Origin of the sequence: Streptomyces sp. Wb2n-11 (genome assembly GCF_001049855.1) — a bacterium.
GTDB classification, from domain to species: domain Bacteria; phylum Actinomycetota; class Actinomycetes; order Streptomycetales; family Streptomycetaceae; genus Streptomyces; species Streptomyces altiplanensis.
Window position 1 is genome coordinate 6,056,327 of the sequence record NZ_CVPB01000001.1, and the last position, 20,201, is coordinate 6,076,527.

General features: G+C 72.4%; 20 protein-coding genes and 1 riboswitch. Of the genes, 17 read left to right on the top strand and 3 right to left on the bottom strand.

Annotation, left to right across the window (positions count from 1 at the left end; translation table 11 throughout):
- Nucleotides 1-75: 75 nt before the first annotated feature.
- Nucleotides 76-206, top strand: a riboswitch (FMN riboswitch).
- 170 nt (nt 207-376) lie between these two features.
- From ribD to BN1555_RS27700, 10 genes are all read left to right on the top strand, one after another.
- Nucleotides 377-1,495 carry a bifunctional diaminohydroxyphosphoribosylaminopyrimidine deaminase/5-amino-6-(5-phosphoribosylamino)uracil reductase RibD gene (gene ribD, locus BN1555_RS27655; RefSeq protein ID WP_369688997.1) on the top strand — a complete coding sequence of 373 codons (1,119 nt, stop codon included), beginning with the start codon at nt 377-379 and terminating at the stop codon, nt 1,493-1,495.
- Nucleotides 1,496-2,113, top strand: coding sequence for a riboflavin synthase (locus BN1555_RS27660; RefSeq protein ID WP_093801900.1), 618 nt, complete (start codon nt 1,496-1,498; stop codon nt 2,111-2,113).
- Nucleotides 2,110-2,763 (top strand): nicotinamide mononucleotide transporter family protein, encoded by a 654-nt coding sequence (locus BN1555_RS27665; protein WP_093801901.1) that lies wholly within the window; start codon nt 2,110-2,112, stop codon nt 2,761-2,763. Before BN1555_RS27660 ends, BN1555_RS27665 begins: the two co-directional genes overlap by 4 nt.
- Nucleotides 2,760-4,049 (top strand): bifunctional 3,4-dihydroxy-2-butanone-4-phosphate synthase/GTP cyclohydrolase II, encoded by a 1,290-nt coding sequence (locus tag BN1555_RS27670; RefSeq protein ID WP_093801902.1) that lies wholly within the window; start codon nt 2,760-2,762, stop codon nt 4,047-4,049. The genes BN1555_RS27665 and BN1555_RS27670 overlap by 4 nt, the downstream gene beginning before the upstream one ends.
- Before the next feature lie 29 nt (nt 4,050-4,078).
- Nucleotides 4,079-4,564: a 6,7-dimethyl-8-ribityllumazine synthase gene (ribH, locus tag BN1555_RS27675; RefSeq protein WP_093801903.1), complete on the top strand. Its 486-nt coding sequence runs from the start codon at nt 4,079-4,081 to the stop codon at nt 4,562-4,564.
- 35 nt (nt 4,565-4,599) lie between these two features.
- Entirely contained in the window at nt 4,600-4,881 is a 282-nt protein-coding gene (locus BN1555_RS27680; RefSeq protein ID WP_093801904.1) for a phosphoribosyl-ATP diphosphatase, read from the top strand.
- A gap of 63 nt (nt 4,882-4,944) precedes the next feature.
- Nucleotides 4,945-5,802, top strand: coding sequence for an ATP phosphoribosyltransferase (gene hisG / locus BN1555_RS27685; RefSeq protein ID WP_093801905.1), 858 nt, complete (start codon nt 4,945-4,947; stop codon nt 5,800-5,802).
- 41 nt (nt 5,803-5,843) lie between these two features.
- Nucleotides 5,844-6,296: a PH domain-containing protein gene (locus BN1555_RS27690; RefSeq protein WP_093801906.1), complete on the top strand. Its 453-nt coding sequence runs from the start codon at nt 5,844-5,846 to the stop codon at nt 6,294-6,296.
- Nucleotides 6,297-6,478: 182 nt separating this feature from the next.
- The gene (locus BN1555_RS27695; RefSeq protein ID WP_093801907.1) at nt 6,479-7,816 is read left to right on the top strand and encodes a hemolysin family protein; all 1,338 of its coding nucleotides are present in this window, start codon (nt 6,479-6,481) and stop codon (nt 7,814-7,816) included.
- A complete protein-coding gene (locus BN1555_RS27700) occupies nt 7,813-8,907 on the top strand; it encodes a hemolysin family protein (RefSeq protein ID WP_093801908.1) in 1,095 nt (364 codons plus the stop codon). Before BN1555_RS27695 ends, BN1555_RS27700 begins: the two co-directional genes overlap by 4 nt.
- A gap of 22 nt (nt 8,908-8,929) precedes the next feature.
- Here BN1555_RS27700 and BN1555_RS27705 read toward each other — a convergent pair whose 3' ends face one another.
- Nucleotides 8,930-10,843, bottom strand: a complete 1,914-nt coding sequence (locus BN1555_RS27705) for an AAA family ATPase (RefSeq protein WP_093801909.1) — start codon at nt 10,841-10,843, stop codon at nt 8,930-8,932.
- 327 nt (nt 10,844-11,170) lie between these two features.
- Nucleotides 11,171-11,824, bottom strand: coding sequence for a uridine kinase family protein (locus BN1555_RS27710; RefSeq protein WP_093801910.1), 654 nt, complete (start codon nt 11,822-11,824; stop codon nt 11,171-11,173).
- 189 nt (nt 11,825-12,013) lie between these two features.
- Here BN1555_RS27710 and BN1555_RS27715 point away from each other — a divergent pair, with 189 nt between their 5' ends.
- The 3 genes from BN1555_RS27715 (at nt 12,014) to BN1555_RS27720 (ending at nt 15,090) form a co-directional block, all read left to right on the top strand.
- Nucleotides 12,014-13,387: a peptidase C39 family protein gene (locus BN1555_RS27715; protein WP_093801911.1), complete on the top strand. Its 1,374-nt coding sequence runs from the start codon at nt 12,014-12,016 to the stop codon at nt 13,385-13,387.
- Between the two features lie 73 nt (nt 13,388-13,460).
- The gene (locus tag BN1555_RS38050; protein ID WP_107081108.1) at nt 13,461-13,613 is read left to right on the top strand and encodes an SCO1431 family membrane protein; all 153 of its coding nucleotides are present in this window, start codon (nt 13,461-13,463) and stop codon (nt 13,611-13,613) included.
- 304 nt (nt 13,614-13,917) lie between these two features.
- Nucleotides 13,918-15,090, top strand: a complete 1,173-nt coding sequence (locus tag BN1555_RS27720; protein ID WP_093801912.1) for an acyl-CoA dehydrogenase family protein — start codon at nt 13,918-13,920, stop codon at nt 15,088-15,090.
- 361 nt (nt 15,091-15,451) lie between these two features.
- Here the strand turns inward: BN1555_RS27720 and BN1555_RS27730 are convergent, their stop codons facing one another.
- Nucleotides 15,452-15,883, bottom strand: a complete 432-nt coding sequence (locus tag BN1555_RS27730; protein WP_093801914.1) for a hypothetical protein — start codon at nt 15,881-15,883, stop codon at nt 15,452-15,454.
- 203 nt (nt 15,884-16,086) lie between these two features.
- On the opposite strand from BN1555_RS27730, the gene BN1555_RS27735 reads away from it, so the two are divergent.
- The 4 genes from BN1555_RS27735 to fxsA all read left to right on the top strand — a co-directional run bounded on the left by BN1555_RS27735 (nt 16,087) and on the right by fxsA (nt 20,148).
- The gene (locus BN1555_RS27735) at nt 16,087-16,527 is read left to right on the top strand and encodes an Lrp/AsnC family transcriptional regulator (protein ID WP_093801915.1); all 441 of its coding nucleotides are present in this window, start codon (nt 16,087-16,089) and stop codon (nt 16,525-16,527) included.
- A gap of 56 nt (nt 16,528-16,583) precedes the next feature.
- On the top strand, nt 16,584-18,230 hold the full coding sequence (locus tag BN1555_RS27740; protein ID WP_093801916.1) for an amidohydrolase: 1,647 nt from the start codon (nt 16,584-16,586) through the stop codon (nt 18,228-18,230).
- 531 nt (nt 18,231-18,761) lie between these two features.
- Entirely contained in the window at nt 18,762-19,529 is a 768-nt protein-coding gene (locus BN1555_RS27745) for a polyprenol monophosphomannose synthase (RefSeq protein ID WP_093801917.1), read from the top strand.
- Nucleotides 19,530-19,575: 46 nt separating this feature from the next.
- A complete protein-coding gene (gene fxsA / locus BN1555_RS27750) occupies nt 19,576-20,148 on the top strand; it encodes an FxsA family membrane protein (protein ID WP_093801918.1) in 573 nt (190 codons plus the stop codon).
- The last annotated feature ends 53 nt before the right edge of the window (nt 20,149-20,201 follow it).

The window sequence follows — 20,201 nt, forward strand, 5'->3', positions numbered from 1 at the left end:
TCCTGTGAGCCGGGCCACAAGAGATCGTGTGCATGGCATCCGGCCGGGCATGGCACACTGGCCGTGTACCAGCAGCAGCGCACTCCGGGGTCGGTGTAATTCCGAACCGGCGGTTATAGTCCGCGACCCGGTCACCTCCAGTGACCGGTTGAACAGGTGAAATTCCTGTACCGACGGTGAAAGTCCGGATGGGAGGCAGTGCGCGGCGGGCCGTCACAGGTCATGGGTACGCCGCTGTCGGCGGTGTTCGGATCGTCCCTCCCGGGGCGACCCCTCTTCTCCGGCCACGGCGTCCCGTACGCACCCGTTGGCGTATCCCGCTCCCTGTCGTCATCGACAGCCCCGGAGTCCGTGCCCGAAGAGGCAGGAGGACCCGGTGGCCATCGCAGCCGAAGCAGCCACGACCGACGCGAACGCCATGCGCCGGGCCATCGCGCTGGCCGCCCGCGGACTCGGATCCACCAGCCCCAACCCGGTCGTCGGGTGCGTCGTCCTCGACGCCGGCGGACAGCTCGCGGGCGCCGGGTTCCACCGGCGCGCCGGCGGCCCGCACGCCGAGGTGCACGCCCTGCGGGAAGCGGGGGAGCGGGCGCGCGGCGGTACGGCGTACGTCACCCTCGAACCCTGCAACCACACCGGTCGCACCGGCCCCTGCGCCCAGGCGCTCCTCGCCGCCGGGATCACCCGCGTCGTGTACGCCGTCGCCGACCCGGACCCGCAGGCCACCGGCGGCGCCGACACCCTGCGGGCGGCCGGGGTCCAGGTGGAGCAGGGCCTGCTCGAGGACGAGGCGCGGGCGGGCAACACCGCCTGGCTGACCTCCGTACGCCTCGGCCGCCCCCACGTCCGGTGGAAGTACGCCGCGACGCTCGACGGCCGGATCGCGGCGGCCGACTCCACCAGCCGCTGGATCAGCTCGGCCGAGTCCCGCGCCGACGTCCACCGGCTGCGCGCCGAGGCGGACGCCGTGATCGTCGGCTCCGGCACGCTGCGCGCCGACGACCCGCACCTCGCCGTACGCGGCGTCGCGGGCGCCACCCAGCCCCTGCGCGTCGTCGTCGACACCGACGCCACCGCCGTCAAGCCGGGCGCCCGCGTCCTGGACGACGCCGCGCCCACACTGATCGCGGTCGCCGAGGACGCCGGCGCGGCGCACCTGGCCGAAACCGGAGCGGACGTCGTACGGCTGCCGCGCGCCGCCACCGGCCTCGACATCCACGCGCTGCTCGCCGCCCTGCACGCCCGCGGCGTGCGCTCCGTACTCCTCGAAGGCGGTCCGACGCTCGCCGGCGCCTTCGTCGCGGCCGGCGCGGTCGACACGGTCACCGGCTACCTCGCCCCCGTACTGCTCGGCGCGGGCCCCGCGGCCCTCGCCGACGCCGGAATCGCCACCCTCACCGAAGCGTTGCGGCTCGACGTGACCGAGACCGCCCGCATCGGCCCCGATCTGCGCATCACCGCCGTCCCCGCCACCCCCGCATCGAAGGAGCACTGAGTGTTCACCGGAATCGTCGAAGAGCTGGGTGAGGTCACCGCCGTCGAGAACCTCGGTGACGCCTCCCGTTTCCGCCTGCGCGGCCCGCTCGTCACCGAGGACGCCAAGCACGGTGACTCCATCGCCGTCAACGGGGTCTGCCTCACCGTCGTGGACTGCGGGGACGGCGAGTTCACGGCCGACGTGATGGCCGAGACGCTGACCCGCTCCAGCCTCGGCGCCCTCGCCGTCGGCTCCCGCGTCAACCTGGAGCGCCCCATGGCGCTCGGCGGCCGCCTCGGCGGACACCTCGTGCAGGGCCACGTGGACGGCACCGGCACGATCACCGGCCGCGAGCCGTCCGAGCACTGGGAGATCGTCAGGGTCTCGCTCCCCGCGGAGCTCGCGCGGTACGTCGTCGAGAAGGGCTCCATCACCGTCGACGGCGTGAGCCTCACCGTCGTCGAGGCCGGGGACGACTACTTCACCATCAGCCTCATCCCCACCACCCTCGCCCTCACCACCCTCGGCATCAAGCAGGCCGGGGACCAGGTCAACCTGGAGGTGGACGTACTCGCCAAGTACGTCGAGCGGCTGCTCGGCGCGGACCCCTCCGGCCGGAAGGAGACCGTGAAGTGAGCGCCGTGTCCTGGCTCAACAGCGAGGCGTTCACCGCCTTCGACCAGCACATCCTGTGGTCCGACATGATCGGCAACACCATCGGCCTGGTCGCCCTCGCGCTCGGCTGGCGCCGCTCCATTTGGACCTGGCCCGCCCAGTTCCTCTCCGGCCTCGTCCTCGTCGCCGCGTACTCCTCCGCGCACCTCGGTGGCGGCGTCGGCAAGCAGCTGCTCGTCATCGGCGTCGCCCTGTGGGGCTGGCGCCAGTGGCAGCTCGGCAGGCAGCAGGCCCAGGACGGCTCGATCGCCGTTCGCTTCGCCACCTGGCGCGAGCGCGCACTGCTGCTCGCCGGAGCGGCCGTCGGCACGCTGGCCGTCGGCGGCCTCTTCACCCTGTACCCGTCGCTGTCCTGGAGCCCCTGGGCCGACGCGTACATCTTCGTCGGCACGCTCGTCGCGATGGTCGCCCAGGCCCGCGGCCTGGTCGAGTTCTGGTTCGCCTGGCTGCTGGTCGACCTGGTGGGCGTACCGCTCGCCTTCAGCAGCGGGCTGGCCTTCTCCGGCCTCGTGTACGTCGTCTACCTCGCCCTCGTCCTGTGGGGTGCCTACGACTGGTGGCAGCGCTCGCGCACGAGCGTCAAGCCCGCCATGGAAGGAGCAGCAGCATGAGCGCCCTGCCCACCTGGTACAGCCCCGACAACACCGAGGACCTGGCCCTCGACCCCGTGGAGCAGGCCATCCGCGACATCGCCGCAGGCCGCCCCGTGGTCGTCGTCGACGACGAGAACCGCGAGAACGAGGGCGACCTCGTCATCGCCGCCGAGATGGCGACCCCCGAGATCGTCGCCTTCATGATGAGCGAGTGCCGGGGCCTGATCTGCGCGCCCATGGAGGGCGACGAGCTGGAGCGGCTCGAACTCCCGCAGATGGTCGAGCACAACACCGAGTCGATGAGCACGGCCTTCACCGTCTCCGTCGACGCCTCCGCCGCACACGGCGTCACCACCGGCATCTCGGCCGCCGACCGCGCCGCCACCCTCCGCCTCCTGGCGAGCGGCCGCTCCACCGCCGGCGACTTCGTCCGCCCCGGTCACGTCTTCCCGCTGCGCGCCAAGCCCGGCGGCGTACTCGTGCGCAACGGCCACACCGAGGCCGCCGTGGACCTCGCCCGGCTCGCGGGCCTGCGCCCGGCCGGCGCGATCGTCGAGATCGCCGGCGAGGACGGTGTGATGCTGCGGCTGCCCGAGCTGATCCCGTTCGCCCGCAAGCACGGCCTGACGATCATCTCCATCGAGGACCTGATCGCCTACCGCCGCACCTCCGACCCCAAGGTCCGCCGCGAGGCCACCGTCCAGCTCCCCACCGCCTTCGGGGAGTTCACGGCGTACGGCTACCGCTCGACCGTCGACGGCGTCGAGCACGTCGCGCTCGTCCACGGCGAGATCGGCGACGGCGACGACGTCCTCGTCCGGATCCACTCCGAGTGCCTGACCGGCGACATCTTCCGCTCGCAGCGCTGCGACTGCGGCCCCCAGCTGGAAGCGTCCATGCGGCGCATCACCGACACCGGCCGCGGCGTCGTCGTCTACCTGCGCGGCCACGAGGGGCGCGGCATCGGCCTGCTGTCCAAGCTGCGCGCGTACGAACTCCAGGAGCTCGGCCGCGACACCCTCGACGCCAACCTGGAGCTGGGCCTGCCCGCCGACGCACGCGACTACGCGGCCGGGGCGCAGATCCTCGAAGACCTCGGCGTGCACAGCCTCAGGCTGATGACGAACAACCCCGAGAAGACCGAAGCGCTCGTCCGGCACGGCCTGACCGTCCTCGAACGCGAGCCCATGCCCGTCATGGCGGGCGAGCACAACCTCCACTACCTGCGCACCAAGCGGGACCGGATGGGACACGACCTCCCGTGGCTGGACGGCGCCTCCGCCTCCACCTGCGGCAACCAGTAACCACGTCAGCAAGCAAGAAGGAGAGACGCGTGAGCGGCAAGGGCGCACCCGAACTGAGTGTCAAGAACTGCGGCGACCTCCGGGTCGCGGTGATCGCGGCCCAGTGGCACGAGAAGGTCATGGACGGCCTCGTCGACGGCGCCCTGCGCGCCCTCCACGAGCTGGGCATCGACGAGCCGACCCTCCTGCGGGTCCCCGGCAGCTTCGAGCTCCCCGTCGTCGCGAAGGTCCTCGCCGGCCGCGGCTACGACGCGATCGTGGCACTGGGCGTCGTCATCCGTGGCGGAACACCGCACTTCGAGTACGTGTGCCAGGGCGTCACCAACGGCCTGACCCAGGTCTCCGTCGACACCGGTGTCCCCGTCGGCTTCGGCGTACTGACCTGCGACACCGAGGAGCAGGCGCTGGACCGGGCCGGAATCGAAGGGTCCACCGAGGACAAGGGCCACGAGGCGGTCACCGCCGCCGTCGCCACCGCGACCACACTGCGCACGGTTGCCGAACCCTGGCGCTGAGTGTCCGCAGGCCACCCCGTACTCTTAGGACCATCATGGCGAACAAACCCCCCAAGAGTTTCGAAGAGCTCTTCACCGAGCTCCAGCTCAAGGCCGCCACCGGCGACCCCTCCACCTCCCGCACCGCCGAACTGGTGGGCAAGGGCGTGCATGCCATCGGCAAGAAGGTCGTCGAAGAGGCCGCCGAGGTCTGGATGGCCGCCGAGTACGAGGGCAAGGAAGCCGCCGCCGAGGAGATCTCGCAGCTGCTGTACCACGTCCAGGTGATGATGGTCGCCCGCGGGATCTCGCTCGACGACGTCTACGCCCACCTCTGAGCTCCGCCCCCTTCACTTACGTACGCACGTAGAACTCCCACCGCACAGAAGGAACCAGACCTCATGCTGCGCATCGCCATCCCCAACAAGGGCTCCCTCTCCGGACCTGCGTCGGAGATGCTCCATGAGGCCGGCTACCAGCAGCGCAAGGAGTCGAAGGAGCTCCGCCTCGTCGACCCCGAGAACGAGGTCGAGTTCTTCTACCTGCGCCCCCGCGACATCGCGATCTACGTGAGTTCGGGCCGCCTCGACATCGGCATCACCGGGCGCGACCTGCTCCTGGACTCCGGCGCCGACGCCGAGGAGATCCTCCAGCTCGGCTTCGCCCGCTCCACCTTCCGTTACGCCACCAAGCCCGGCACCGCGACGAGCGTCAAGGACTTCGGCGGCATGACGGTGGCCACCTCCTACGAGGGCATCGTCGCCAAGCACCTCGCCGACGAGGGCATCGACGCCGCCGTCGTCCACCTGGACGGCGCCGTGGAGACGGCCATCGAGCTGGGCGTCGCGCAGGTCATCGCCGACGTCGTCGAGACCGGCACCAGCCTGCGCAACGCGGGCCTCGAAGTGATCGGCGAGCCGATCATGAAGTCCGAGGCGGTCGTCATCCGCCGCACCGGCGTCTCCGCCGAGGAGGCCGTCGACCCCAAGGTGTCCCAGTTCCTGCGCCGCCTCCAGGGCGTCCTGGTCGCCCGCAGCTACGTGATGATGGACTACGACTGCCGCGCCGAGCACCTCGAAGCGGCCGTCGCCCTCACCCCGGGCCTGGAGTCGCCGACCATCTCGCCGCTGCACAACGAGGGCTGGGTCGCGGTCCGTTCGATGGTCCCGGCCAAGGACTCCCAGCGTGTCATGGACGACCTGTACGAGCTCGGCGCCCGCGCCATCCTCACCACGGCCATCCACGCCTGCCGTCTCTGACCCACCCCTCACTCCGCGCCTCCCGAAGGAACACGACCGCCGTGTCACAGCCCGAGCTCCCCGCCCTGCCGGTCACCTTCCGGCCGACCCGCACCCGGGCCGTCCTCCTGACCGTCGGGGCGGCGATGTTCGCCGTCATCACCGCTGTCGCCCTGCTCCTCGACACGCTCGGCGGCGGGGAGCGGGCCGCCTTCGTCTTCACCGCGCTGCTGCTCTTCGGCGTACTGCTGCTGCTGAGCCGCCCCAAGGTCGTCGCCGACGAGTCCGGGGTCACGGTGGTCAACCTGACCACCAGGCGCCGGCTGGAGTGGGCCGAGATCCTGCGGGTCAACCTGCGCCCCGGTGACGCCTGGGTCTTCCTCGACCTCAGCGACGGCACCAGCCTGCCCGCCCTCGGCATCCAGCCCGGCGTCGCCAAGCAGCAGGCCATCCGCGACGCCCGCGCGCTGCGCGCCCTGGTGGAATCCCGCGGCACGGGCACGCACACCGGCTGAGCCCCTGCCCGCCCCGGCCCGGTCCCGTTTACTCTGTGGAAGGCGGCGCCGAGTGCGCCCCGCTCCGCATGTCAGGGCCTCCATCGGCCCGCGGGGCACCTGCGACCCGAGGAGTGACTCCCTCCAGCAATGGACGGATCGTCCGGCAGTATCCGCGTCGCCCCTCCTTCCGGGGCGGCGGCATGACCATCCCCCTCCTGCTGCTCGCCGCAGCATTCCTCCTGATCCTCGCCAACGGCTTCTTCGTGGCCGCCGAATTCGGCCTGGTCACCGTCGAGAAGCAGGACGCCGAACGGGCCGCCGCCGAAGGCGACCGGCGCGCCCGTACCGTCGTCGCGGCGCTTCGCGAGCTGTCCTTCCAGCTCTCGGGAACCCAGCTCGGCATCACCATCACCTCGCTGGTGGTCGGCATGCTGGCCCAGCCCGCGCTCGCCCAGCTCCTGTCCGGCCCCTTCACCGCGGCCGGCATACCCGAAGCGGCAGTGCCCGGCGTCGCCGTCGTGGTCGGCATGCTGCTCGCCTCCGCCGTGCAGATGGTGATCGGCGAGCTGGTCCCGAAGAACTGGGCGGTCTCCAGACCGTTGCAGGTCGCGCGGTTCGTCGCCGGACCGCAGCACCTGTTCTCGACCGTCTTCCGGCCCGTGATCGCGCTCCTGAACGCGGTCGCCAACCGGCTCGTGCGCACGCTGGGCGTCGAGCCCACCGACCAGCTCGCGTCCGCCCGCACCCCGGGCGAGCTCGTCTCGCTCGCCCGCCACTCGGCGCGGGCCGGCGCCCTCGAACAGGACACCGCCGACCTGTTCGTACGGGCCCTCTCGCTCGGCGGACTCACCGCGCAGCACGTCATGACGCCGCGCGTGAAGGTCAGCGCCCTGCAGTCCTCCGCGACCGCCGCGGACGTACTCAACCTCACCCGTGCCACCGGCCTCTCGCGCTTCCCCGTCTACCGGGAGCGCATCGACGAGGTCGTGGGCATGGTCCACCTCAAGGACGCGCTCGCCGTGCCCGTGCACGAAAGGCGGCGCACCCCGGTGGCCCGGATCGCCGTACCACCGCTGATGGTTCCGGAGACCCTCCCCGTGCAGCGGCTCCTGGAGCGGCTGCGCAGTGAGCAGCCGATCGCCGTCGTCGTCGACGAGTACGGCGGTACGGCCGGGGTCGTCACGCTGGAGGACATCGTCGAGGAACTCGTCGGAGAGGTCCGGGACGAGCACGACGACGAGGACACCGAGTGGCCGGAACTGGCCGCGGCGCCCGCCGAGGACGGCTGCCCGGTCTGGGAGGCGGACGGCAGCTGCCGGGTCCTCACCCTGCGGCGCATAGGCCTCGAAGTGCCCGAAGGGCCGTACGAGACCGTGGCCGGCCTGGTCGCGGACCTGCTGGGGCGCATTCCGGCCCCCGGCGACCGCGCCGAACTGCCCGGCTGGCGGCTCTCCGTGCGCCGGGTGGGCCGCTACCGCGCCGAGCGGGTGCGCTTCGTCCGTACCGTTGCCGCGCAGGTCCCGGAGGCCGTGCGATGACCGCTGTCCAACTGCTGTTCGCACTGCTCCTGGTGCTGGCGAACGGCTTCTTCGTCGGCGCCGAGTTCGCACTCGTCTCCGTACGCCGCAGCCAGATCGAACCGCTCGCGGCCGGCGGCTCGGCGCGCGCCCGGCAGGTGATGCACGGGCTGGAGAACCTGCCGCAGATGATGGCGGCGGCGCAGTTCGGGATCACCGTCTGCTCGCTGACGCTCGGCGCGGTCGCGGAGCCGACCGTCGCGCATCTGCTGGAGCCGGTCTTTCACGCCGCGCACCTGCCCGAAGGGATGATCCATCCGCTGGGGTACGTGATCGCGCTCGCCGTGGTGGTCTTCCTGCACCTGGTCATCGGAGAGATGGTCCCCAAGAACCTCGCCATGGCGGCGCCCGAGAAGACCGCGCTGTGGCTGAGCCCCGGCCTGGTCGGTTTCGCACGGCTGTGCCGTCCGGCGACCGCGGGGCTCGGCGCGTGCGCGCGGCTGGTGCTGCGGCTGTTCGGGGTCGAGGCCAGGGACGAGGTCGAGGCGGTGTTCACCAGCGAGCAGCTCAACCGGCTCGTCGGGGACTCGGGCCAGGCGGGGCTGCTGGAGCCGGGGGAGCAGGAGCGCCTGGAGGACGCACTGGAACTGGGCAGCCTCCCGGTCACCGACGTCCTGCTCGACCGGGCGTCCCTGGTCACCGTCGGCCCCTCGGTCACGCCGCGCGAGATCGAGGAGCTGACGGTGCGGACCGGCTACTCGCGCTTCCCGGTGTGCGCCGACGGCGGGGCCTTCATGGGGTACGTGCACGTCAAGGACGTACTCGACCTGGAGGAGCGGGAACGGGCCGTGCCGCAGCAGGTCTGGCGCCCGATGGCGACGCTCGGCGCCGAACTCCCCCTGGACGACGCCCTGACCGTGATGCGCCGCGCCGCGACGCACCTGGCGCAGGTCGCGGACGGGGCGGGGCGGGTGCTCGGACTGGTCGCGCTGGAGGACGTGCTGGAGATGCTGGTCGGCGAGGTGCGCGACCCCGCTCACCGGGTGGTGGTGTCCCAGCTGGCCCGGGGCGCGACGGCGGCAGCGGACGGACAGGCGGCCCTGGTGGGGTGACGGGCGGACCGTCCGCGCGCGTTCAGGGCGCGGGCGGTTCCTGCCGCCCCCGGTCCGCCGGGCCGCGTCCCGACAGGACCTCGCCGTACGCCTGCATCAGGTCCGGCAGCCGCAGCGTCGCCAGGTCGTCGCGGGTGGGGGTGGCGGCGTAACCGGAGAGCCGCAGATCGCGATACGCACAGCTCTTCTCGTACAGCGTGCGCAGGAAGCGGCCGTTGCCCAGCTCGTCGATCCAGCCCTGGTCGACGACGTGCCCGCTGATGCTGCGCAGCTCCTCCAGCGCCTCCTCGTCCCACGCGTCGCCGTTCTCGGCGGCCAGCACCTCACCGATGGACGTCAGCTCCGCCGGCCGGTAACTGGGGAAGTCCACCCGGGTCGTGAAGCGGGAGGAGAGCCCGGGGTTGACGGCGAGCAGGCGGTCCATGCCCTCCGGGTAGCCGGCCAGGATCACGACGAGGTGGTCCCGGTTGTCCTCGGCGCGCTTCAGCAGCACTTGGAGGGCTTCGTCGCCGTACGCGTCGCCCTTGCTGTAACCGGAGTTGGAGAGGGAGTACGCCTCGTCGACGAAGAGCACCCCGCCGATCGCCGAGTCGATCAGATCATTCGCCTTGACGGCGGTCTGGCCGAGGAACTCGCCCACCAAGTCGGCTCGTTGGGCCTCCACCAGATGGTCGCCGCCGAGCAGCCCGAGCGCGTAGAAGACCCGCCCCAGGATCCGCGCGACCGTGGTCTTGCCGGTGCCGGAGGGGCCGGAGAAGACGAAGTGGCGCTTCGGCGGCTGGACGGGAAGGCCCTGTCCGGCCCGCAGTCTGGCCATGTTCAGCTGCGCGGACAGCGCTTTGACCTGACGCTTCACCGGTTCGAGGCCGACCATGCGCTCCAGCTCCGCCAGGGCCTCGGCGAGCAGCGCGGAATCCGGGGGACCGGCCGGAAAGACCTTGGACACCGGCCTCGGTACCATGCCCGCCTTCTCCCGTACGCCACTGTCCCCGGCGCCCGGTACCGCGCCGCCGGGCGGCTGGCCCCCGTCGCCGAGCCGCAGATCGCGCCCCTCCAGGACCTCCGGCCCCAGCAGACTCTCCGAGTCGCCCGCCGCGTCCACCGCGTCCTGGCCGATTCCGGTCAGCGACACGGTGGCGAAGCCGACGGAGTCCTCGTACCCGTCCCCCTCGGCGATCGCCGCGAGCCGCGCCGAGGTGTCCATGAAGGCCGGATCCACCCGGTGCACGGCCCGGTAGAGCGGCAGCGCGGCCGCGCTGCGCCCGGTGCCCTCGTGCGCGCGGGCCAGCCAGTAGCGCAGCTCCTTGCGCTGCGGCTGCTCGCTGCGGCAGCGCATCAGCGCGGCCGACAGCATGGGCTCGGCCTGCCCGTACATCTCCAGACGCACGCGCGCCATGCCGCCGAACAGTCCCGTCTCGATGCCGAGCAGCGGGTCGTCGACGAGCGGATCAGTGTGGCGTACGAGCTGCTCCCAGTCCTTGACCAGGTACGCACGGCAGGCGTGCAGGAACCGCACCTGCGGATCGGCGTCCACCGGCGGCAGCCCGGCCAGCGCCCGGTCGAGCTCGGGGACATGGCGGCCGTCGAGCCAGTGGGAGGCGTGTGCGAGCAGCAGGTCGCGGGGTTTCTCCAGAACGGGCTGGACCCACCAGCCCAGCCAGTACCACGAGTTGAGGGTCCGCCGGTGGCGGGCGCGCTGCTCGCCGAAGCGCTCGCGGTGGCGGTACATGCGCAGCAGGGCGGTGGTGGTGTCGACGCGCAGCGCGTGCAGCCCGAGCCAGCCGTCGGCCATGCCGGGGTCCATCCGTACGGCGGCCCTGAACTCCTCTTCGGCCTGCGGGTACGCGCCCATCGTGTACGCGTCGACACCACGCAGCCAGGCGAGTTCGGCCGGGGCGTTCACGCCCTGCGTGCCGAATTCCGTCACGTCCCCCACGAACCGTGCCCCCCGTGATGTGCCGTCGGGCTGCGCCCGGCAGCAGGTCTCAAGAACCGCTTTGCCGCGAACGGGATTTGACCGCACCGAAGGGCATCGTACCTGTGCGGGAGGCCCGAGCCTAAGGGTGGCGCAGGCCGGGAAACGACGGTGACCGAGGGTGAGCGAATAGCCTCACCTGGCGCCCCGAGAGGGGGGACGGGGACAGAACGAAGCCCCCGATCACGGGGGAACAACCGGGGGCTTCGCGTCCGCGGCGGCTTCGAAAAGCCGCACATTGAGAACGTAAGACCTGTACGCCCCCTGGGTCAAGCGGAGTTGAGGCACTCACGGGGAGGTTTTCAGGCCGTTTTCCGAGGGCGGGAGCAGGCAGTCGCGGAGCGTGACGGAACGGTCCGGCCGCGCTGTAGCGGAAGGCCCCGGTCGCCACTCGTACCCTTCCCGGCGCTGCCGTACCAGCAGATCCGCGTACGGCAGCGAAGGGTCCGCGGCGAAATGGCGGGTCTCCGCCGCCACCCAGCCGTCCCAGAACTCCGCCTGCGCCGGCCCGTCCCTGCGCCGCCCCCGCGCCCACGACTCCCGCGCACCCAGATCCATCCAGAGCAGCCGTGCGAGATCCGGACGTACGGCGGCGCGCCCGGCCCCGACCCCCTCGACCAGCATCACGGGCGCGGGGCCCAGCGGCCGCGCGGTCCCGAAGCGGCGCAGCGTCCAGTCGTACGCCGCGTAGCACGCGCTCTCGCCCCGGGAGAGCGGGCCCGTCACCTGCTCGCGCAGCCGCCCCGTCCACGCGAAGAGCTCCTCGTGGGTGGCCAGATCGTCCAGGTGCAGTACGGGCGCACCGCCGAGCGCCGCCGCCAGCCGGGCGGCGAAGGTGCTCTTGCCCGAGCCCGCGTGCCCGTCGACCGCGATCAGGCGCACCGGGCCGCAGGAGGGCGGCAGGGCGCGCAGGGAGGCGGCGAGCTGATCGAGGTGTTCCACCCCTCCCACTCTAGGACCGCCCCTGCCCCACGCGCCCACGCGCTCCCGCAGGTCGCGCCAGTGGTCGACACCAATATTGGTGTCGCGACGCGGTCCCGGGTGCTGGCAGAAGCCGGCCGGGACCGGCCATAGTTGGCCCACTGCCGTGAACCTGCTTGCGCACCCGCATCCCACCGGGGGTCCATGCCCATGACCAGATCCGCTTCGCGCCGCACCGTCCTGACCGCCGCGGCGGCCGTCGCCGCGGCGGCGTCCGCCGGCGCCACGACGGCATCCGCCACCGCAGCCCCCACCGCCGCGCCCGCCCCCCGCACCGCCGACGCCGCGGCGCCCCGGCTGGTCGACAACCGTTTCTGGTCCTCCGCCACGGACTGGCGCGGCGGCGCCGGGGCCGGTACCGAGGTCGTCGCGGGCCGCAGGCCCGGACTGGCCATCGCCGTGCCGTCGGCCCGTACCGGCTACACCGATCCGCACACCGGCGCGACCTCCATCTGGGAGAGCGCGACGTGGACCTCCCCGGTCCACCGCTCCACGGTCCCGGCGACCGAGATCATCGCCTCCTGGAACGCCCACACCCCGGCCGGCACCTGGATCGCGGTCGAGCTGCGCGGCACCTACACGGACGGCACCACGACGCCCTGGTACGTGATGGGCCGCTGGGCGGCGGGAGACGCCGACATCAGGCGCACCTCCGTCGACGGCCAGAGCGACGGCCGCAGCAGTGTCTGGACCGACACCCTCTCGGTCGACGACGCCACCACCGGCCCGCGCCTGGCCTCGTACCGGCTGAGGCTGACCCTCCACCGCAAGCCCGGCACCGGCCTCACCCCCACCGTGTGGCGGCTCGGCGCGATGGCCTCCGACATCCCGGACCGCTTCACCGTGCCCGCCTCGCGGGCCGGCGTCGCCCGCGAACTCGTCGTCCCGCGCTACTCGCAGAACACGCACATCGGGCAGTACCCCGAGTACGACAACGGCGGCGAGGCGTGGTGCAGCCCCACCTCCTCACAGATGATCATCGAGTACTGGGGCCGCGAACTCACCGCCGAGGACCTGGCCTGGGTCGATCCGGCCTTCGCTGACCCGCAGGTCTGCCACGCGGCGCGCTTCACTTTCGACTACCAGTACGACGGGTGCGGCAACTGGCCCTTCAACGCCGCGTACGCCGCGACGTACGAGGACATGAACGCCGTCGTCACCCGACTCCACTCGCTGGCCGACCTGGAGACGCTGGTCGGCGCGGGCATCCCGGCCATCACGTCGCAGTCCTTCCTCGAGGAGGAGCTGACGGGCGCGGGGTACGGCACGGCGGGCCACCTCATGGCCGTCATCGGCTTCACCCCCGAAGGCGACGTGATCGCGAACGACCCCGCCTCACCCGGCAACGAGGCCGTACGCCGGGTCTACAGGCGCCGCGAGTGGGAGAACATCTGGCTCCGCACCAAGCGCTACAACGCGAGCGGGAAAGTGGCGTCCGGCACAGGCGGCGTCTGCTACCTCTACTGGCCCGCCGGCCCCACACCCGCCCAGCAGCGGGCTCTGGCGGCCGTCGGTCTCCGCTGACCCGGGCGGACGCCCCGGGGCGTGACGAACGTCATCTACCCCGGGGCGTCCGCCCGGGGGCACTGTGGACCCCATGACTGCGACCACTGCCGACATCACCCGCATCGAGACCCGGACCGGCACCGGCGGCCCCGACGAGGACGGCCCCAAGATCCTCGAGTACGTCCTGGGCTGGACCCTCGTCGTGGTCCTCGCCATGTTCGTCACCCAGGCCGGCCTCATGTGACCCCGGCATCCGCGCCCGGAGACGGTCACGCGGCCCGCGGGGCGCGGCGCCGTGCGTGGGCCGCTCGCCGCGCTGCCGGGCGCCGCACTCCGTACGATCGAGGGACCGCGACCGAGCTGCCCGGCGCCGTCCGCGACCCCGTGACGTACGTCATTCCATCGGGCATACTCAACGCGCCACAGCCGCCTGCCTGCGACTTCCGTGATCCGGAAGGAGTGCCGGCGGCCAGGCAGTGAGACCGGCGGCGCCGCCACACCCTGCGCGCGTGCCCGCCGCAGCGCCCGACAGGGAGGAGAGCGCCGCAATGTCCGACCGCGCCCCGCAGCCGGTGGAACGTCAGCTGCCCACCGAGGAGTCCCGGGACCTGCTCGCGCTGGTGCGCGACATGATCCAGCGGGAGATCGCCCCCAGGGCCGCAGCCGAGGAGGAGGCCGGGCACTTCCCGCGCGAGATCTTCGCGCTGCTCTCCGAATCCGGTCTGCTCGGGCTGCCGTACGACGCCGAGTACGGCGGCGGAGAGCAGCCGTACGAGGTATACCTCCAGGTACTCGAAGAGCTCGCCGCCGCCCGCCTCACGGTCGGCCTCGGCGTCAGCGTCCACAGCCTCGCCTGCCACGCCCTCGCCGGCTACGGCACCAAGGAGCAGAAGGCCGCGCACCTGCCCGCCATGCTCGGCGGCGGCCTGCTCGGCGCCTACTGCCTCTCCGAGCCCGCCTCCGGATCCGACGCGGCATCGCTGCGCACCAAGGCCGTGCGGGACGGTGACGACTGGGTCGTCACCGGTACGAAGGCATGGATCACCCACGGCGGGATCGCCGACTTCTACACCCTCCTCGCCCGTACGGGCGAGGAGGGTGCCCGGGGCATCTCGGCCTTCCTGGTGCCCGGCGACGCGGAGGGGCTCAGCGCCGCAGCGCCCGAGAAGAAGATGGGCATGAAGGGCTCGCCCACCGCCCAGCTGAACTTCGACGGCGTACGGGTCCCGGACTCCCGCCGCATCGGCGAGGAGGGCCAGGGCTTCGCGATAGCGCTGTCCGCGCTCGACTCGGGGCGGCTCGGCATCGCGGCCTGTGCGGTCGGTGTCGCCCAGGCCGCTCTGGACGAGGCCGTCTCGTACGCCACCGGGCGGCAGCAGTTCGGCCGGCCGATCGCCGACTTCCAGGGCCTGCGCTTCATGCTCGCCGACATGGCGACGCAGATCGAAGCGGGCCGTGCGCTGTACCTCGCGGCCGCGCGCCTGCGGGACGCCGGGCGGCCCTTCTCGCAGCAGGCGGCCATGGCGAAGCTGTTCTGCACGGACACGGCGATGCGGGTGACGACCGATGCCGTCCAGGTGCTCGGCGGCTACGGCTACACGCTGGACTTCCCCGTCGAGCGCTTCATGCGCGAGGCGAAGGTGCTCCAGATCGTCGAGGGTACGAACCAGATTCAGCGCATGGTCATCGCCCGCCGTCTCGTGGGCCCAGAGACCCGCTGATCCGCCTCGACTCCGGCCAGGCCGGGGCCGTCACGAGCCGGGACCACTCCGGGTCGCGGCGCCCCGGCAGGGTCCGGCCCTTGCTGTGCCACTGGCGCAGGAGCGCCCGGTAGAGGGGCGGATCGGCGGGATGCGGAACCGATTCTGCGGAGACGGAGGGCGGAAGGACGAGACGTCGGAATCCGTCGCCGACCGATGTGTACTGCAGGGTCATATCGGGTCAACAGCCGCAGGGCCGCCGGGGTTATCGCCGATCCCATTCGAGCGTCCGTTCACGCGGTAATCCGCACTGCCCGCCCCTCCGGGAAGGGGCGGGGGGAACACGGGGGACGCGGCGGGAAGAGTGCCTGCCGGACGGGCCCTACGCCGCGCGCCGCAGCTGCGACACCTTGAGCGGACGCGAGCCGGGACCGCCGACGTGCGAGAACGGCTGCGTCCGCCAGTCGAACCCCTGAGGGAGCGTCAGCAGCAGCGCCGTTTCCTGCTCCTGGACCTCCAGGCTCTCGTCGGCGGGCTTGGCGTCCGCCGCCGGGCGCCCGGTGCCCGCGCACGCCGTGAGCCCGAACGGGTTCCACGGAGTGGGGCACTTCGCGTGCTCGGGCAGGACGTTCTCGTCCGCCAGCAGCGCGATCGGCTGGGTGCAGTCCGGGCAGATCACCCGGTACATCTCAAAGGTGTCGTACGCGTCGAAGTCGTCGAGATCGTCGACCTCGTTGTCGTCGACGGAGCCGACGGGTTCGACGGATTCGACAGGCTCCGGTTCGGTACGTCCGGTGTGCTTCGGGCTCTGCATGGAGACACTCCCCCTCGGGTGGGCCGACAAGGCGCTGCGACCTCGACCACAGCAAGCACTTCCCGTCACGCACGCGCGGTAATCGCACCTGCCCGACGGACACGGCCTCAGGCGTGTGGTGTTCGTCACATGCGCGTCGCAGGCGCCCCCCGGAGGGCTTCCGGCTGTGCCGGAAGCCCTCCGGGGCAATAGGTTGATCCGCTATGGAGGAGCTGGATCGTCAGATCGTGGATTTGCTCGTCAAGGACGGGCGGATGAGCTACACCGACCTGGGCAAGGCCACGGGCCTGTCCACCTCGGCCGTGCACCAGCGCGTGCGCAGGCTGGAGCAGCGGGGGGTCATCCGCGGCTATGCCGCGGTGGTCGACCCCGGGGCCGTCGGGCTGCCGCTCACCGCGTTCATCTCGGTGAAACCGTTCGACCCCAGCGCCCCCGACGACATCGCGGAACGGCTGGCGGGCGTGCCCGAGATCGAGGCGTGCCACAGCGTGGCCGGCGACGAGAACTACATCCTCAAGGTGCGGGTCGCCACCCCGCTCGAACTCGAGCACCTGCTGACCCGCATCCGTTCCCTGGCCGGCGTGTCCACGCGTACGACCGTGGTCCTCTCCACCCCGTACGAGGCCCGCCCGCCGCAGATCTGACCCCGCCCCGCCCCCCGCTCACGGAACCTCCCGCGCGAGGGGCGAGACTGGTCCCCATGACCGAGCACAACGCCCCCGCCCCCGAGGTCGAACACCGCACCGTGCTGCTGCGCGGCGGAGACGTCCACAGCCCCGCCGATCCCTTCGCCACCGCGATGGTCGTCGAGCGCGGACATGTCGCCTGGGTGGGCTCCGAAGGGGCGGCCGACGCCTTCGCCCCGGGTGTCGACGAGGTGATCGACCTCGAAGGGGCTCTGGTGACGCCGGCGTTCACGGACGCACACGTGCACACCACGTCCACCGGTCTCGCCCTCACCGGCCTCGATCTCTCCGGTGCGCGCTCCCTCGCCGGTGCGCTGGATCTCGTACGGGCGCACGCCGCCGCAGCCCCGGCGGGCCGCATCCTGCTCGGGCACGGCTGGGACGCCACGCGCTGGCCCGAACAGCGGCCCCCGTCCCGCGCCGAACTCGACGAGGCGGCCGGCGGCCGCCCGCTCTACCTGCCCCGGATCGACGTCCACTCGGCCGTCGTCACCACCGCCCTCCTCGACCTGGTCCCCGGAATCACCGGTCTGGCGGGCTACCACCCGGACGCCCCGCTCACCGCCTCCGCCCACCACGCCGTGCGCGCCGCGGCGCACGGCGCCGTCACGCCGGCGCAGCGCGCCGAGGCGCAGCGCGCGGCGCTCGCGCACGCCGCTTCGCTCGGCATCGGTGCGGTCCACGAGTGCGCGGGGCCCGACATCTCCGACGAGGAGGACTTCACCGGCCTGCTGAAGCTGGCGGCGGAGCAGCCGGGCCCGCGCGTCTTCGGCTACTGGGCCGAGCAGGTCGCGGGTGCGAAGGACGCCGAACGCGTGCGCGAACTCGGCGCGGTGGGCGCGGCGGGCGACCTCTTCGTCGACGGATCCCTCGGCTCGCACACCGCCTGCCTGCACGCCCCGTACGCCGACGCTCCCCACACCGGCACCGCCCACCTCGACACGGCCGCCGTCGCCGCCCATGTCACCGCCTGCACCGAAGCCGGGCTCCAGGCCGGCTTCCACGCCATCGGCGACGCGGCCCTCACCTCGGTCGTCGACGGGGTGCGCGCCGCCGCCCGGAAGCTCGGCCTCGCCCGAATCCGCGCCGCACGCCACCGCGTCGAGCACGCCGAGATGCTGACCCCCGCCACCATCGCCGCCTTCGCCGAACTCGGTCTGACCGCCTCGGTGCAGCCCGCGTTCGACGCGGCCTGGGGTGGCGAGGACGGCATGTACGCGCAGCGCCTGGGCGCCGAGCGGGCCCGTACGCTCAATCCGTACGCCGCCCTGCTGCGCGCCGGGGTGCCGCTGGCCTTCGGCTCCGACAGCCCGGTCACCCCGCTCGACCCGTGGGGCACGGTCCGGGCGGCGGCCTTCCACCGCACGCCAGAGCACCGCGTCTCCGTACGCGCCGCCTTCACCGCCCACACGCGGGGCGGCTGGAGGGCCGTCGGCCGCGACGACGCGGGCACCCTGGTCCCCGGCGCCCCCGCCGACTACGCGGTCTGGCGAGCCGACGAGCTCGTGGTGCAGGCGCCCGACGACCGGGTCGCCCGCTGGTCGACCGACCCGCGCTCCGGCACCCCCGGGCTGCCGGACCTCACGCCCGGCGCCGAACTCCCCGTCTGCCTGCGGACCGTGGTATTCGGACAGACCGTCTTCGTGCGGCCGAACGGGTGATGTGCACGGGTGCGGTACCGCCGATCGGTGTTCCCAGGGGGCGTTGTGCCCCTCGCGCACCTTCCGCACTGACCTGGTGATTTGAACGAACGCCGCAGGTCGAACGGCTATTGACAGAAAGCGGCCACCGGCCGGTAGGTTCGGCCGGGTCCACCGCAGGACGTCCGACCGGCAGACCTCCACGCAGTCGTCGAACGCCGCTGGGTCATGGGGCGGTGTGCCGCACCGGCGCACCAGTACTCGGAGCCAGGTTCAGCGCCCGCGCCTCGGGGGCGAGGGAAGGTTCGGCCGGGCGGGGGTCCCCCCTGCTCCTCGGGAGCCCGGGGAAGGTGGGACTCGGGTGGGGCCCGGATGTTCAGTAGACAACGGCTCTCGGCCGACCCGCAGCCGGCGGGCCCGGGGCCGGCCCGAAGGACGCCGGGCCCCGACCCGCAGAACGGCTTTCCGCTTCCTCCCGACGGCATCCGTGCAGGCCTGCCGGACCACGCTCGCTATGGTGGGGCAACTGTGTACGGACATTAAGGGGAAGCAGTGAACGACGGCGGTCAGAGGCGTTACGGCCCGCTCGGCAGAGCCTTGGTGATCATTCCGACCTACAACGAGGCCGAGAACATCAAGCCGATCGTCTCCCGGGTGCGTGCGGCGGTCCCCGACGCGCACGTTCTGGTCGCCGACGACAACAGCCCCGACGGCACCGGGAAGATCGCCGACGAGATCGCGGCCGGCGACGACCGGGTCCAGGTCCTGCACCGCAAGGGCAAGGAAGGGCTCGGCGCGGCCTACCTGGCGGGCTTCCGCTGGGGCATCGAGCACGGGTACGGCGTACTCGTGGAAATGGACGCGGACGGCTCGCACCAGCCCGAGGAGCTTCCGCGTCTGCTGACCGCCCTCAAGGGGGCCGACCTGGTCCTCGGCTCGCGCTGGGTGCCGGGCGGACGCGTCGTCAACTGGCCCAAGCACCGCGAGGTGCTCTCCCGGGGCGGCAGCACGTACTCGCGGGTGCTGCTCGGCGTACCGATCCGCGACGTCACGGGCGGCTTCCGGGCCTTTCGCGCGCAGACTCTGGAAGGCCTGAGCCTTGAAGAGGTCGCCTCCCAGGGGTACTGCTTCCAGGTCGACCTCGCCCGCCGTGCGATCGAGGCGGGACACCACGTGGTCGAGGTGCCCATCACCTTCGTCGAGCGCGAACTGGGCGACAGCAAGATGAGCCGTGACATCGTCGTCGAGGCGCTGTGGCGCGTGACGGCGTGGGGCGTCGGCTCCCGCGCGAACAAGTTCCTCGGGCGCAGGCTCACCTGATCTCTTCCTTACGCCGTCCAGGCGCCCGCCCAGGCACACTGGGGGCATGACGACCGGCTCACCGCTCCCGACAGCCCCCAAGCGCTCGCGTGCGCGCACTCTCATACCTCTCTCCGTCGCCGCCTGGCTGGTGCTGGAGATCTGGCTGCTGACCGTCGTGGCCGGTGCCGCGAGCGGATTCACGGTGTTCCTGCTGCTGGTGGCGGGCGTCGTGCTCGGCTCCGTGGTCATCAAGCGGGCGGGCCGCCGTGCCTTCAGGAACCTCACCGAGACGCTCCAGCGGCAGCAGTCGGGCGGGACGCCCGCGCAGCGGCGGGGGAGCAGCGGCAACGGCTTCCTGATGCTCGGCGGTCTGCTGCTGATGCTGCCGGGACTGGTCTCGGACGCGGCGGGGCTGCTGCTGCTCGTACCGCCCGTCCGGTCGTTCCTCGGCAGGTACGCCGAGCGTTCCCTGGAGCGCAGGATGAGCGCGGCCGGCGCCGGCAGCCTGGGCGACGCCTTCCAGCAGGCCCGCATTCACCGCCCGGACGGCAAGGTCGTGCAGGGTGAGGTCGTCCGGGAGGACACGCGGCCCGCGCCGCGGCGGGACGACGGCCTGCGGCCGCCGCTGACCCCCTGACGCCTCCGCCCGCCCCCTGGCGCGGACGCTTGTGGAATGACAAGAGCCGCGGG